This is a genomic window from Limnohabitans sp. (assembly GCF_030158565.1).
Taxonomy (GTDB): Bacteria; Pseudomonadota; Gammaproteobacteria; order Burkholderiales; family Burkholderiaceae_C; genus Limnohabitans_A.
The window spans coordinates 61,310-75,041 of sequence record NZ_JAOASQ010000004.1 but is presented as its reverse complement, the minus strand read 5'-3'; the positions used below and the strand labels follow the sequence as shown (position 1 = coordinate 75,041).

Annotated in this window: 14 protein-coding genes; 13 read left to right on the top strand and 1 reads right to left on the bottom strand. The window is 61.0% G+C overall.

Going from position 1 to position 13,732, the window contains the following annotated elements; genetic code table 11:
- Window positions 1-14 precede the first annotated feature (14 nt).
- The 12 genes from gltA to accD all read left to right on the top strand — a co-directional run bounded on the left by gltA (window position 15) and on the right by accD (window position 12,354).
- Window positions 15-1,313, top strand: a complete 1,299-nt coding sequence (gltA, locus tag Q1W40_RS00955; RefSeq protein ID WP_300707936.1) for a citrate synthase — start codon at window positions 15-17, stop codon at window positions 1,311-1,313.
- Between the two features lie 119 nt (window positions 1,314-1,432).
- Window positions 1,433-2,854 (top strand): 3-isopropylmalate dehydratase large subunit, encoded by a 1,422-nt coding sequence (gene leuC / locus Q1W40_RS00950; protein ID WP_300707934.1) that lies wholly within the window; start codon window positions 1,433-1,435, stop codon window positions 2,852-2,854.
- Between the two features lie 17 nt (window positions 2,855-2,871).
- Window positions 2,872-2,997: an entericidin A/B family lipoprotein gene (locus Q1W40_RS00945; RefSeq protein ID WP_300707932.1), complete on the top strand. Its 126-nt coding sequence runs from the start codon at window positions 2,872-2,874 to the stop codon at window positions 2,995-2,997.
- Between the two features lie 18 nt (window positions 2,998-3,015).
- Window positions 3,016-3,669: a 3-isopropylmalate dehydratase small subunit gene (gene leuD / locus Q1W40_RS00940; protein WP_300707930.1), complete on the top strand. Its 654-nt coding sequence runs from the start codon at window positions 3,016-3,018 to the stop codon at window positions 3,667-3,669.
- Window positions 3,670-3,687: 18 nt separating this feature from the next.
- The gene (gene leuB / locus Q1W40_RS00935) at window positions 3,688-4,758 is read left to right on the top strand and encodes a 3-isopropylmalate dehydrogenase (protein WP_300707928.1); all 1,071 of its coding nucleotides are present in this window, start codon (window positions 3,688-3,690) and stop codon (window positions 4,756-4,758) included.
- A 249-nt stretch (window positions 4,759-5,007) separates the two neighbouring features.
- Entirely contained in the window at window positions 5,008-6,138 is a 1,131-nt protein-coding gene (gene asd / locus Q1W40_RS00930; protein ID WP_300707926.1) for an aspartate-semialdehyde dehydrogenase, read from the top strand.
- A gap of 74 nt (window positions 6,139-6,212) precedes the next feature.
- Window positions 6,213-7,850 (top strand): FimV/HubP family polar landmark protein, encoded by a 1,638-nt coding sequence (locus tag Q1W40_RS00925; protein ID WP_300707924.1) that lies wholly within the window; start codon window positions 6,213-6,215, stop codon window positions 7,848-7,850.
- Window positions 7,847-8,632, top strand: a complete 786-nt coding sequence (gene truA / locus Q1W40_RS00920; protein WP_300707922.1) for a tRNA pseudouridine(38-40) synthase TruA — start codon at window positions 7,847-7,849, stop codon at window positions 8,630-8,632. Before Q1W40_RS00925 ends, truA begins: the two co-directional genes overlap by 4 nt.
- Complete coding sequence (locus Q1W40_RS00915) at window positions 8,629-9,300, top strand: phosphoribosylanthranilate isomerase (RefSeq protein WP_300707920.1); 672 nt, start codon at window positions 8,629-8,631, stop codon at window positions 9,298-9,300. The genes truA and Q1W40_RS00915 overlap by 4 nt, the downstream gene beginning before the upstream one ends.
- Before the next feature lie 20 nt (window positions 9,301-9,320).
- Entirely contained in the window at window positions 9,321-10,604 is a 1,284-nt protein-coding gene (gene trpB, locus Q1W40_RS00910) for a tryptophan synthase subunit beta (RefSeq protein WP_300707918.1), read from the top strand.
- Between the two features lie 8 nt (window positions 10,605-10,612).
- Window positions 10,613-11,422 carry a tryptophan synthase subunit alpha gene (gene trpA, locus Q1W40_RS00905; protein WP_300707916.1) on the top strand — a complete coding sequence of 270 codons (810 nt, stop codon included), beginning with the start codon at window positions 10,613-10,615 and terminating at the stop codon, window positions 11,420-11,422.
- Window positions 11,423-11,481: 59 nt separating this feature from the next.
- Window positions 11,482-12,354, top strand: coding sequence for an acetyl-CoA carboxylase, carboxyltransferase subunit beta (accD, locus tag Q1W40_RS00900; RefSeq protein WP_108322235.1), 873 nt, complete (start codon window positions 11,482-11,484; stop codon window positions 12,352-12,354).
- A gap of 67 nt (window positions 12,355-12,421) precedes the next feature.
- Here accD and Q1W40_RS00895 read toward each other — a convergent pair whose 3' ends face one another.
- Window positions 12,422-12,970: a YggT family protein gene (locus Q1W40_RS00895; RefSeq protein WP_300707913.1), complete on the bottom strand. Its 549-nt coding sequence runs from the start codon at window positions 12,968-12,970 to the stop codon at window positions 12,422-12,424.
- Between the two features lie 32 nt (window positions 12,971-13,002).
- On the opposite strand from Q1W40_RS00895, the gene Q1W40_RS00890 reads away from it, so the two are divergent.
- A complete protein-coding gene (locus Q1W40_RS00890) occupies window positions 13,003-13,689 on the top strand; it encodes an LON peptidase substrate-binding domain-containing protein (protein WP_300707911.1) in 687 nt (228 codons plus the stop codon).
- The last annotated feature ends 43 nt before the right edge of the window (window positions 13,690-13,732 follow it).

Here is a 13,732-nt window from a genome sequence, read left to right as displayed (position 1 = left end):
TGAGGAAACCCGCCATGAAACTCGCCGATAACAAAGCCACCCTGTCGTTCTCCAACGGCAGCCCCAGCGTCGATATGCCCGTGTACTCGGGCAACATCGGCCCCGACGTGATCGACATCCGCAAACTGTACGCACAGACCGGCATGTTCACTTACGACCCTGGCTTCTTGTCCACGGCTTCCTGCCAATCCGCCATCACCTACATCGATGGCGACAAGGGCGAGTTGCTGTACCGCGGTTACCCCATCGAACAACTGGCCAACAAAGCCGACTACCTCGACACCTGCTACCTGCTCTTGAACGGCGAGTTGCCCGTGGGCCAGCAAAGCAAGGACTTCCACAAGCTGGTGAACCAGCACACCATGGTCAACGAGCAGATGCAGTTTTTCCTGCGCGGCTTTCGCCGTGACGCTCACCCCATGGCCGTGTTGACCGGCTTGATCGGCGCCCTGTCGGCCTTCTACCACGACAGCACCGACATCAACAACCCAGAGCACCGCCACATTGCCGCGATCCGCCTGATCGCCAAAATGCCTACCCTGGTGGCCATGGCTTACAAATACGGCGTGGGTCAGCCTTACATGTACCCCCGCAACGAACTGTCCTACGCGGGCAACTTCCTGCGCATGATGTTCGGCACCCCCTGCGAAGAGTACAAGGTCAACCCCGTGCTCGAGCGCGCCATGGACCGCATCTTCACACTGCACGCAGACCACGAGCAAAACGCATCGACCTCCACGGTGCGTTTGTGCGGTTCGTCCGGCACCAACCCCTTCGCAGCCATCGCTGCGGGCGTGGCCTGCCTCTGGGGCCCCGCCCACGGTGGCGCCAACGAAGCTTGCCTGAACATGCTGGAAGACATCCAGAAAATGGGTGGCATCTCCAAAGTGGGCGAGTTCATGGAAAAAGTCAAAGACAAGAACTCCGGCGTCAAGCTGATGGGCTTCGGTCACCGCGTGTACAAAAACTACGACCCCCGCGCCAAGCTCATGCAGGAAACCTGCAACGAAGTGCTGACCGAACTGGGCCTGGAAAACGACCCGCTGTTCAAACTGGCCAAAGAGCTGGAAAAGATCGCGCTGGAAGACGAATACTTCGTCAGCCGCAAGCTCTACCCCAACGTGGACTTCTACTCCGGCATCGTGCAACGCGCCATCGGCATTCCAGTGAACTTGTTCACCGGCGTGTTCGCCTTGGCCCGCACCGTCGGCTGGATCGCCCAACTGAACGAAATGATCAGCGACCCCGAGTACAAAATCGGCCGTCCACGTCAGCTGTTCACCGGCTCCCCACGCCGTGATGTGATGCGTTGATCGGTTTTCAACCGAAACCGAAAGCCCGCCTTGTGCGGGCTTTTTTCATGCTCACGCTTAAGTGACAAACTGGGCCTGCGAACCGCATAAAATGGCAGGTTGCACAGCAAGGAAGCTCCATGGCACGCACGCTTTACGACAAGATTTGGGACGAACACGTCGTCCACACCGAAGAAGACGGCACCTCCGTCCTCTACATTGACCGCCACCTGGTGCACGAGGTGACCAGCCCCCAGGCCTTCGAGGGCATTCGCCAAGCGGGCCGCAAGGTCTGGCGCGTCAGTTCCATCGTGGCCACGGCTGACCACAACACCCCCACCACCGGCTGGGAACTGGGCTACGACGGCATCACCGACCCCATCAGCAAAGAACAAATCACCACACTCGACGCGAACATGAAGGAATACGGCTCGGCCGCTTTCTTCCCCTTCCTGTCCAAGCGCCAGGGCATCGTGCACGTGATTGGCCCTGAAAACGGTGCCACCCTGCCCGGCATGACCGTGGTCTGCGGCGACTCGCACACCTCCACCCACGGCGCGTTTGGCGCACTGGCCCACGGTATCGGCACCTCCGAGGTCGAACACGTCATGGCCACGCAAACCCTGTTGGCCAAAAAAGCCAAGAACATGCTCGTCAAGGTCGAGGGCACCTTGGCCAAAGGCCTCACAGGCAAAGACATCGTGCTGGCCATCATCGGCAAGATCGGCACCGCAGGCGGCACCGGCTACACCATCGAATTCGCAGGCTCGGCCATCCGCGCCTTGAGCATGGAAGGCCGCATGACGGTCTGCAACATGGCCATCGAAGGCGGCGCACGTGCCGGTCTGGTGGCTGTGGACGACAAAACCATTGAATACGTCAAAGGCCGTTTGCTCTCGCCCACGGGTGTGGAGTGGGATCAGGCCGTGGTCTACTGGAAAACCTTGCAGTCCGACCCCGGTGCACACTTTGACACCGTGGTCGAGCTGGACGCCAGCGCCATCGTGCCGCAAGTCACCTGGGGCACCTCCCCCGAAATGGTGCTGGGCATCGACGGTCACACGCCCGACCCGGACAAGGAAAAAGACGACGTCAAGCGCGACGCCATCGAGCGCGCCCTGACCTACATGGGCCTGCAGCCTGGCAAAGCGATGTCCGACATCACCATCGACAAGGTCTTCATCGGCTCGTGCACCAACAGCCGCATCGAAGACATGCGCGAAGCCGCTGCTGTGGTCAAGAAGCTCGGCCAGAAAGTCGCCAAGAACGTCAAGCTGGCCATGGTTGTGCCAGGCTCTGGCTTGGTCAAAGAACAAGCCGAGCGCGAAGGCCTGCACGAGATCTTCAAGGCCGCAGGCTTTGAGTGGCGCGAACCCGGCTGCTCCATGTGCCTGGCCATGAACGCCGACCGCCTGGAGCCCGGCGAGCGCTGCGCATCGACTTCCAACCGCAACTTCGAAGGCCGTCAGGGTGCGGGTGGCCGCACCCACTTGGTGAGCCCCGCCATGGCCGCCGCCGCTGCCGTGCATGGCCACTTTGTTGACGTCCGCAAATTCGCTTGAAGCACTGGAGACCTCTCATGAAAACCATCGCCTCTCTTTTCATTGCCTTGAGTCTGCTGGCCTTGACGGCTTGCAATACTGTTCGCGGCATTGGTCAGGACATCGGAAAAGCCGGTTCGGCCATCGAAAAATCGGCCAAGTAAGCGACGAGACCCAGCACCATGCAAAAATTCACACTCCTCAAAGGCCTGGTGGCCCCGATGGACCGCGCCAACGTGGACACCGACGCCATCATCCCCAAGCAATTCCTCAAGTCGATCCGCAAAACCGGCTTTGGCCCCAACCTGTTCGACGAATGGCGGTACCTGGACGTGGGCTTCCCCGGACAGGACCCGGCCAGCCGCAAGCCCAACCCGGACTTCGTGCTCAACCAGCCGCGCTACCAAGGCGCCAGCATCTTGCTGGCCCGCAAAAACTTCGGCTGCGGCTCCTCGCGTGAGCACGCGCCTTGGGCCATCGACCAATACGGCTTTCGCTGCGTGATCGCGCCCAGCTTTGCCGACATCTTCTTCAACAACTGCTTCAAAAACGGCCTGCTGCCCATCGTGCTGCCCGAAGCCGTGGTCGCTCAGCTGTTCGATGAAGTCGCCGCCTTCCCCGGCTACCAGCTCACCGTCGACCTGGAGCGCCAGGTGATCGTCAAGCCCCAAGGCGAAGAGATCCCGTTCGAGGTGCAAGCCTTCCGCAAATACTGCCTGCTCAACGGCCTGGACGACATCGGCCTGACCTTGCGCCACGCCGACAAAATCAAAGCATTTGAAGCCGAACGCCTGGCCACCAAGCCTTGGCTGGCGCACACCGCCGTCAACGCATAAAACAACACTGGAATCCCCATGAAAATCGCAGTCCTCCCCGGTGATGGCATCGGTACCGAAATCGTCGCTGAAGCCGTCAAAGTTCTGAACACGCTCGACCTGAAGTTCGAGATGGAAACCGCCCTGGTCGGCGGCGCGGCTTATGACGCATTTGGCCACCCCCTGCCAGAAGCCACGCTCAAGCTGGCCATGCAGTCTGACGCCGTGCTGTTTGGCGCGGTGGGCGACTGGAAATACGACAAGCTCGACCGCCCCCTGCGCCCCGAGCAAGCCATTTTGGGCCTGCGCAAAAACATGGGCCTGTTCGCCAACTTCCGTCCGGCCATCTGCTACGAACAACTGGTGGGCGCGTCCAGCCTCAAGCCCGAGCTGATCGCGGGCTTGGACATTTTGATCATCCGTGAGCTCACGGGCGACATTTACTTCGGCCAGCCACGCGGTCGCCGCATCGCGACCGACGGTCACTTCCCGGGCGCCGAAGAAGCCTTCGACACCATGCGCTACTCCAAGCCCGAGATCGAGCGCATCGCCCACGTGGCCTTCCAAGCCGCCCGCAAGCGCAACAAGCGACTGACCAGCGTGGACAAGGCCAACGTGCTCGAAACCTTCCAGCTCTGGAAAGACGTGGTGACCGAAGTCGGCCAGCAATACCCCGACGTGGCGCTGGACCACATGTACGTGGACAACGCCGCCATGCAGCTGGTCAAAGAGCCCAAGCGTTTTGACGTGGTGGTGACAGGCAATATGTTCGGCGACATCCTGTCCGACGAAGCCTCGATGCTCACAGGCTCCATCGGCATGCTGCCCTCGGCCAGTCTGAACACCAAGAACCAGGGCCTGTACGAGCCCAGCCACGGCAGCGCGCCCGACATCGCGGGCAAAGGCATCGCCAACCCGCTGGCCACCATCTTGTCGGCAGCCATGATGCTGCGCTTTTCCCTGAACCAGGAAGAAGCCGCCCAGCGCATCGAAGCCGCGGTACAAAAGGTGCTGGCTCAAGGCCTGCGCACCGGCGACATTTACAGCGAAGGCACCACCAAGGTCAGCACCCGTGAAATGGGTGACGCGGTGGTCAAAGCGTTGGCTTGAAAGCCGCATGGATGCTGTCAGGCCAAGCTCAGACAGCATCCATTACAATACTTCGCATGTTTAACGCCCGCCTGTTCTCCCTGAACTTTGCGACCACCGCTCAGGTGGCCGTTGGCGCGCGTGCAACCACCACAAAAACCACGACCATTAAGGGCTGATCCGGCCTGGTTCGTCGTGCGCCCTCCCGGCCAGACGAGCCGGGCAAACAGTCTGGTCTGACACTGTTTTAAAAACTGAAAGGGCGTTGAAATGAGCAAGTTAGTAGGTTTGGTCGGCTGGCGCGGCATGGTCGGCTCGGTTCTGATGGACCGCATGATTCAGGAAAAAGACTTTGACCTGATCGAGCCATTGTTCTTCTCCACATCGAACGCGGGCGGCAAAGCCCCCTCGATGGCCAAGAACGAAACCACGCTGCAAGACGCTTTCAACATCGAACAGCTCAAGCGCTGCGAGATCATCATCACGGCCCAAGGCGGCGACTACACCTCGGAAGTCTTCCCTAAGCTGCGCGCTGCCGGCTGGAACGGCCACTGGATCGACGCCGCATCGACCCTGCGCATGGAAAAAGACGCGGTGATCATCTTGGATCCGGTCAACATGCCCGTGATCAAGAACGCCCTGGCCCACGGTGGCAACAACTGGGTGGGCGGCAACTGCACCGTCTCGTGCATGCTGATGGGCGTGGGCGCCCTGTACAAAGCCGGTCTGGTCGAGTGGATGAGCACCCAGACTTACCAGGCGGCATCCGGCGGCGGAGCACAACACATGCGCGAGCTGCTGACCCAATACGGCACCTTGAACGCCGAAGTCAAAGCCCTGCTGGACGACCCCAAGAGTGCCATTCTGGAAATCGACCGCAAGGTGATTGCCAAGCAGCGCGCCCTGACCGGTGCCGAGACCGCCAACTTTGGCGTGCCGCTGGGCGGCTCGCTGATCCCCTGGATCGACAAGGACCTGGGCAACGGCATGTCCAAGGAAGAGTGGAAAGGCATGGCCGAAACCAACAAGATCCTGGGCATGGGCGAGGGCTTTGGCTCTTCCGCCATCCCCGTCGACGGTTTCTGCGTGCGCGTGGGCGCCATGCGCTGCCACAGCCAGGCCCTGACCTTCAAGCTCAAAAAAGACGTGCCCGTGGCCGACATCGAAGCCATGATCGCGGCCGACAACGAGTGGGTCAAAGTGGTGCCCAACACCCGCGAAGCCACCATCAAGGACCTGACCCCCGTGGCCGTGACCGGCACCATGACCATCCCGGTGGGCCGTGTGCGCAAGCTGGCCATGGGCCCCGAGTACGTTGGCGCCTTCACAATCGGCGACCAATTGCTCTGGGGCGCGGCCGAGCCACTGCGCCGCATGCTGCGCATCTTGCTTGATGCTTAAGTTGTGATATCTTCGATATACAACTAAATAGGTCTGAGATCATGGGTGAAATGACACTTAACGAAGCACGAATCTTGAAACTGAAAGCCGTCAGTGCTGGGGTATTGCTCGCTTGTAGTCTGCCGTCCCATGCTCTGACCTTGGGTAAATTCCAGTCCTTGTCGGGTATGGGTGAGCCTTTGCGGGCCGAGGTGGAAGTCACACAATTCACACCCGACGAGTTACGTGGACTCCAGGCCCAATTGGCAACACCCTCAAGTTTTCGGCAAGCGGGCATGGAATACAACGCCGCCTTGAACGATGTGGTTGCGCGCGTCGAAAACCGCAGCGACGGTCGTCCGTTCATCGTCTTGAATGGCCGCACCCCCGTGCAGGACTCATTCATTGACCTGATTCTGGAAGCACAATGGTCCACTGGCCGTGCCGTGAAAAACTACGCTTTGCTGTTGAACTCGGCCAAATCTATTGCAGACAACCGACCAAGCAGCTGGGCTGCACCCCAGCGCATTCAGCCTGACGTCATTGCCTCCCCCATCACACTGGCCCGAGCTGCATCGCCTGCCGTGTCACCCGTGTCCGGTGACGGCAGCCTGACCCCCTCCAGCGTGGAAGTCAACGCCAATCAGGTGCCTGTCTACCGTTTCGACGGCACAGGTGCCGCGCCTGCCGCTGCCCCTTCCGCCATTGCAGTGAACGCCACACCGCCTGCAGCTTACGCACCTGCGCCTCGCCACACCACCTTCATGGCGGGTGATGATACTTTGACCGTGAATCCTGGCGATACCGCATCGAACTTGATCATGGGTCGACTGCCTGCCAACGTCTCAACAGACCAAATGCTTCTGGCCTTGGTCAGGGCCAACCCCAATGCGTTCATTGAGGGGAACGTCAACTTGGTGCGTGCGGGTACTGTCTTGCGAATGCCCAAAGCTGGCGAGGCCACTCAAATTTCTCGTGCCGAGGCCCGCCAAACTGTCATCGCTCAAAACCGTGACTTTGCGGCTTACGCTCGCCGTGTGGCCGAATCGCCTTTGCTGGTCGGCTCGGCACAAAGCCGCGAAATGTCAGGCAGCGTGGCCAAAGAATCGCCCAGTGCGCCATCCGCCAGCGCCAAACAAGACAAACTGACTCTGTCTAAAGCCCAAGTAGGCAACGACAGTGCAGAAGCCAAATTGGCTGCCGAACGCGAAGCCAAAGATGCAGCAGACCAACTTGGTGCATTGAACAAGAACATGCAAGACTTGGAAGCGTTGGCCAAAGGCAGCAAAACCGAGTCGGCTGTAACAGTCTCCTCCAACTTGCCTGACACCAGCTCTTCGCCATCCTTGGTGGACCAACTGAGCCAAAACCAGTCTGTTTGGGCATGGGTGATGGGCGCATTGCTTGCACTGTTGGGCTTGGTACTTTGGAGTCGCAGAAAGTCTGCGAAATCCAACGAGGTATTTGCCCCTTCCTACGATGACGTTCCCAGCCAACACGTGGCACCATCAACCAGCATTCCCCCTCAAATGGCAGGCATTGACCTGAATTTGAACAACAGCCCCGCGCCAGCCGTTCACGATGCCACCGAGCAAAACAAACTGGCCTTGGCCAGTCAATTGCTGGCCTCTGGCGACAAGGACCTGGCCCGCACGCTGATCATGTCGGTGGCCTCTACCGCCAGCGGCGATCTCAAGGCACGCGCATTGCAGATGCTCGGTCAGATCGCGTGAGGCTGGCGCTCGGTGTCAGCTACTCCGGCACAGCCTACCAAGGCTGGCAAAGCCAGTCTTCCGGCCTGACGATTCAGGACAAACTCGAAAAGGCCCTTGCGGCCTTTTGCGATGTACCCCGCGTGAGCACCTTGTGCGCCGGTCGTACCGATGCGGGGGTCCACGGTCTGATGCAGGTCGTGCACTTCGACACCGACCTGAACCGCACCCCCTACTCCTGGGTGCGTGGCACCAACCGTTTCTTGCCCGACGACATCGCCGTCCAATGGGCGCAATACGTGCCCGACAGCTTTCACTGCCGCGCCAGCGCCACGGGCCGGCGTTATGTTTATGTGCTGCTCGACTCGCCAGTGCGCCCCAGCCTGGATGCCGGCCGCGTGGGCTGGTCCTACCGCCCCCTGGCGCAAGAGGCCATGCAGCAAGCCAGCCTGCATTTGCTGGGTGAGCACGACTTTTCCTCGTTCCGCGCCAGCAGCTGCCAGGCGCTTTCACCCGTCAAAACGCTGCGCAAAATCGACATCTCCCGCAAAGGCCATTACTGGCGCTTTGAGTTTGAAGGCAATGCCTTCTTGCACCACATGATCCGCAACATCATGGGTTGCATGGTCCAGGTGGGCCAAGGCCAACAAAGTCCCGACTGGATGCTGCAAGTGCTGCACGCCAAGCGCCGTGACGCCGCAGCGCCCACCTTCTCGCCAGATGGCCTGTACTTTGCGGGCCCGATCTACGATGCACAATGGGGCCTGCCCGACACCACCCCACCCTTTGACTGGTTGCCATGACCGTGCAGCGCACCCGCATCAAAATGTGCGGCTTCACCCGCGAAGCCGATGTTCAAGCCGCTGTGCAAGCGGGGGCCGACGCCATCGGCTTCGTGCTCTACCCGCCCAGCCCCCGAAACGTCAGCATCGCGCGTGCCGCCGAGTTGGCACGCCTGCTGCCCGCCTTTGTGACCCCGGTCTTGCTGTTTGTGAACGACACGCCCGAGCGCATCGGCCAGGCTTGCGCGGCTGTGCCTGGCGCGCTGCTGCAATTCCACGGCGACGAATCGGCCGAATTTTGCGAGGCCATGAGCCTGGCCACCGGCCGCCCGCACCTGAAGGCGGCGCGAATCCCCCTGACCGAAGCAGCAAGCTTTGACTTGGTAAAATTTGCCGAAATTCACCAAAAAGCCCAAGCCATCTTGCTCGACGCCCACGTCGACGGGTTCGGCGGCGGCGGAAAAACATTCAATTGGTCACTGCTTCCTCCAAGCGTCAATGCTCACCTCGTTTTGTCTGGTGGACTCACACCTGCAAACGTGGCCGATGGCATTCGCACCTTGCGCCCACGGGCACGGTCTTTGGCCGTTGACGTGAGCTCGGGCATCGAAGCGGGCAAGGGCCTGAAAGATGCCGACCAAATCCGGCAGTTTGTCTTGGCCGTTCGCGCCGCAGACAACGAATCCTGAATCCTTTTCCCAAGGTCACCATGTACGACTACCAACAGCCCGACACCAAAGGGCATTTCGGCATTTACGGCGGCAGCTTTGTGTCAGAGACGCTGACCCACGCCATCAACGAACTCAAAGCCGCCTACGCCAAGTACCAGCACGACCCTGAATTCATCGCCGAATTCAAGTCCGAGCTGGCGCACTTTGTGGGCCGCCCCTCGCCCGTTTACCACGCGGCGCGCATGAGCCGCGAGATGGGCGGCGCGCAGATCTTTTTGAAGCGCGAAGACCTCAACCACACCGGCGCGCACAAGATCAACAACACCATCGGCCAGGCCATGCTCGCCAAGCGCATGGGCAAGACCCGCATCATTGCGGAGACCGGCGCGGGCCAGCACGGCGTGGCCACCGCCACCATCTGCGCCCGATACGGCCTGGAGTGCGTGGTTTACATGGGCAGCGAAGACGTCAAGCGCCAAAGCCCCAACGTCTACCGCATGAAGCTGCTGGGCGCGACCGTGATCCCGGTCGAGTCGGGCAGCAAGACGCTCAAGGACGCCCTGAACGAAGCCATGCGCGACTGGGTGGCCAATGTGGACAACACCTTCTACATCATCGGCACTGTGGCAGGCCCGCACCCTTACCCCATGATGGTGCGCGACTTCCAAAGCGTGATCGGCGAAGAGTGCCTCACGCAAATGCCCGAGATGTTCAAGAGCCTGCAAATGGCAGAACAACAGCCCGATGCGGTCATCGCCTGCGTGGGCGGCGGCAGCAACGCCATGGGCATCTTCTACCCCTACATTGCCCATGACAAAACCCGCTTGATCGGCGTCGAAGCCGCAGGCGAAGGCATGGATTCGGGCAAGCACTCGTGCTCGCTGCAGCTGGGCAGCCCCGGCGTGCTGCACGGCAACCGCACTTACATCCTGCAAGACGACAACGGCCAAATCACCGAAACGCACAGCGTGAGCGCGGGCCTGGACTACCCAGGCGTCGGCCCCGAGCATGCATTCTTGAAGGACATCGGCCGCGCCGAGTATGTGGGCATCACCGACAAGGAAGCGCTCGAAGCCTTCCACTACCTGTGCCGCACCGAGGGCATCATCCCGGCGCTGGAGTCGAGCCACGCCGTGGCCTACGCCATGAAACTGGCCAAGACCATGCGCGCTGACCAGTCGATCTTGGTCAACCTGTCGGGCCGTGGCGACAAGGACATTGGTACCGTGGCCGACCTTTCCAGCGCCGACTTCTATTGCCGCCCCAGCTGCCAAGGCCAGTCGGTCAAAGGCGCAGAGCAGCCCGTGAACTTTGTGAAGTGAGGGCTGACATGAGCCGCATCGATTCCACCCTCTCCCAGCTCAAGGCACAAGGCCGCAAGGCGCTGATCCCTTTTGTGACGGCAGGCTTCCCCTTTGCCGACAGCACCCCTTCGCTGATGCACGCCATGGCGGGTGCCGGTGCCGACATCATCGAGCTGGGCGTCCCGTTTTCTGACCCCTCCGCCGACGGCCCGGTCATCCAAAAGGCCGGCGACCGCGCCTTGGCCTATGGCATTGGCCTGGTGCAGGTGCTGGCCATGGTGCGCGAGTTCCGCCAGACCAACACGACCACGCCCGTGGTGCTGATGGGCTACGCCAACCCGGTCGAGCGCTATGACCAAAAATTTGGTGTCGACAGCTTCATCCGCGACGCATCCGCTGCGGGTGTGGACGGCGTGCTGATCGTGGACTACCCGCCCGAAGAATGTGTGGAGTTTGCCGCCAAGCTGCGCGCCCACAGCATGGACCTGATCTTTTTGCTGGCCCCCACCAGCACCGACGAGCGCATGCAGCAAGTCGCCCAAGTGGCCAGCGGCTATGTGTACTACGTCTCGCTCAAGGGCGTGACGGGCTCGGGGGCCTTGGACATCGACGCAGTGGAGTCCATGCTGCCGCGCATCCGCCAGCACGTGAGCGTACCGGTAGGTGTGGGTTTCGGCATCCGCGACGCCGCCACAGCCACAGCCATCAGCCGCGTGGCCGATGCGGTGGTGATTGGCAGCCGCCTGATCCAGTTGATCGATGCCGAACCGGCCGATCGCGTCAACACCGTGGCCTCCGAGTTCTTGAGCGGTATCCGCCAAGCGCTGGACGCCTGACCCCGTCTGAAGTCGCTGACCGCGTTTCAACGATAATCCGCCCCTGAAGGAGAACCCTCATGAGTTGGCTAGAAAAACTGCTGCCCCCCAAAATTCAGCACACCGACCCGGCAGATCGCCGCTCTGTGCCCGAAGGCTTGTGGATCAAATGCCCCAGCTGCGAGACCGTGCTCTACAAGACCGACCTCGAAGAAAACCAGAACGTTTGCCCCAGCTGCTCGCACCACCTGCGCATTGGCGCACGTGCCCGTCTGAACGCCTTTTTGGATGGCGAAGGCCGCTACGAAATCGGCCAAGAAGTCGTGCCCGTGGACGCCTTGAAGTTCAAGGACAGCCGCAAGTACCCCGAGCGCCTCAAAGAAGCCATGGACAACACCGGCGAGACCGATGCCCTGGTGGTCATGGGCGGCTCGGTGCACAACATCGAACTGGTGGTGGCGTGCTTTGAATTCGACTTCATGGGCGGCTCCATGGGCTCGGTCGTGGGCGAGCGTTTTGTGCGCGGGGTGGAAACCGCCATCGCACAAAAAGTGCCTTTTGTCTGCTTCACGGCCACCGGCGGCGCCCGCATGCAAGAAGGTCTGTTGTCCCTGATGCAAATGGCCAAAACCAACGCCGCTTTGACCCGTTTGGCCAAAAAAGGCCTGCCTTACATCAGTGTGCTGACTGACCCCACCATGGGCGGCGTGTCGGCCGGTTTTGCTTTCGTCGGTGACGTGGTGATTGCCGAGCCCAAGGCCCTGATCGGCTTTGCCGGCCCCCGCGTGATCGAAACCACCGTGCGCGTGACCTTGCCCGAAGGCTTCCAGCGTGCCGAGTTCCTGCAGACCAAGGGCGCGGTGGACTTCATCTGCGATCGCCGCGAACTGCGCAAGACCGTGGCCAGCACCTTGGCCATGCTGCAACGCCAACCGGCCGATGCGGTGAGCTGATCGCCCTGCGCTCCAAACAAAAGGCCCTCTCGCGAGGGCCTTTGTTTTGGTGCCGGCATAAAGCGCTTCAGTACATCCAGCTCATTTGCAATTGGGCCAGGACAATGCCCAGCATCTGCAACAGCAGCAGCAGGGCCAGTGGCGACAAATCCACACCGCCGACAAGCGGTATCCAGCGGCGAAACGGCTGCAAAAACGGAGCGCACAAACGCTCACTCAACACATGCATGGGCGAGCCGGGATTGACCCAAGACATGACGGCCAACACCAACACCAAAGCCCCCAACGCAGACACCACCAACTGCACCAAGCCCACCAGACTCACCAGCGGCAACAAACCCAATGCACCGCGCCCACCCGCCAAAAACCAGAGCAGGCCAAACTGCGCCAGCTTGACCAACCAAGCCCCCAGCAGACTCGACAGATCCCAGCCCGACCCCGCGGGGATGAGCTTGCGCAAAGGCAAGACCAGCCAATCGGTCACGGCAAACACAAAGCGCCCAATGGGCTGTTGAAACGAGATGCGCTGCCATTGCATGACAAAGCGCAACAAACAGGTGCCCGCCACAAGGCCCGCCAGCACCTCCAAAACCATGTTCACCAAATGCATCCACATCGCTTTTGTCCTCCTCGTGCGATGATACCCAGATGCCTGAAAGCCAAGCCCCATCCCCCGAAACGCTGATGGAATTGCCCCTGTTCCCTTTGGGAACGGTGCTGTTTCCAGGCGCCCTGCTGCCCTTGCAATTGTTCGAGCTGCGTTATTTGCAAATGATTGGCGAATGTGAGCGCCAAGGCACCGGCTTTGGGGTGGTCACCCTGACCCAGGGGCGTGAGGTACACCGCCCCGGTTCAGCGGCCGAGCAGTTCGAGGCCATGGGCACCCGGGTGCAGATCGAGCGCATCGAGCGGCCCCAGCCCGGCTTGGTGATGGTCTGGTGCCGGGGTGTGGAGAAGTTCCGCATTGAAGCCACGCAGCAGCGCAGCGACGGCCTGTGGTTGGGTCGGGTGCAATCCGTACCGCCCGAGCCCGCCGTACAAGTGCCTGAAGACCTGCAACACCTGTCCACCCAAATGCACGAGGCCCTGACCCAGTTGAGCACCCAGTCCAGCGTGGTGCCGCCATGGAACGAGGCCTGGCGACTGCAGGACTGCAGCTGGCTGTCCCACCGTTGGGGTGAGTTGCTGCCCTTGCCCCTGCAGATGAAATACCGGCTGTTTGCCCTGCAAGAACCCCTGATGCGACTGGAGTTGGTGGGCGATCTGGTGGCCCCGGCGGAACCATCCACCAAGAACCCGAGCGGTCCCGGCGAAAAGCCCCCGGCAAACTCTTAAAATAGACAGCTTTGCGCCTTGGCGTAATCACAGTTCCCCGCAA

Coding starts and splice junctions, on each gene's coding strand:
- gltA (WP_300707936.1), top strand. CDS start 15: ATGAAACTCGCCGATAACAAAGCCACCCTGTCGTTCTCCAACGGCAGC.
- Q1W40_RS00945 (WP_300707932.1), top strand. CDS start 2,872: ATGAAAACCATCGCCTCTCTTTTCATTGCCTTGAGTCTGCTGGCCTTG.
- asd (WP_300707926.1), top strand. CDS start 5,008: ATGAGCAAGTTAGTAGGTTTGGTCGGCTGGCGCGGCATGGTCGGCTCG.
- Q1W40_RS00915 (WP_300707920.1), top strand. CDS start 8,629: ATGACCGTGCAGCGCACCCGCATCAAAATGTGCGGCTTCACCCGCGAA.
- Q1W40_RS00890 (WP_300707911.1), top strand. CDS start 13,003: ATGCCTGAAAGCCAAGCCCCATCCCCCGAAACGCTGATGGAATTGCCC.
- accD (WP_108322235.1), top strand. CDS start 11,482: ATGAGTTGGCTAGAAAAACTGCTGCCCCCCAAAATTCAGCACACCGAC.
- trpB (WP_300707918.1), top strand. CDS start 9,321: ATGTACGACTACCAACAGCCCGACACCAAAGGGCATTTCGGCATTTAC.
- trpA (WP_300707916.1), top strand. CDS start 10,613: ATGAGCCGCATCGATTCCACCCTCTCCCAGCTCAAGGCACAAGGCCGC.
- leuD (WP_300707930.1), top strand. CDS start 3,016: ATGCAAAAATTCACACTCCTCAAAGGCCTGGTGGCCCCGATGGACCGC.
- leuB (WP_300707928.1), top strand. CDS start 3,688: ATGAAAATCGCAGTCCTCCCCGGTGATGGCATCGGTACCGAAATCGTC.
- Q1W40_RS00895 (WP_300707913.1), bottom strand. CDS start 12,970: ATGTGGATGCATTTGGTGAACATGGTTTTGGAGGTGCTGGCGGGCCTT.
- leuC (WP_300707934.1), top strand. CDS start 1,433: ATGGCACGCACGCTTTACGACAAGATTTGGGACGAACACGTCGTCCAC.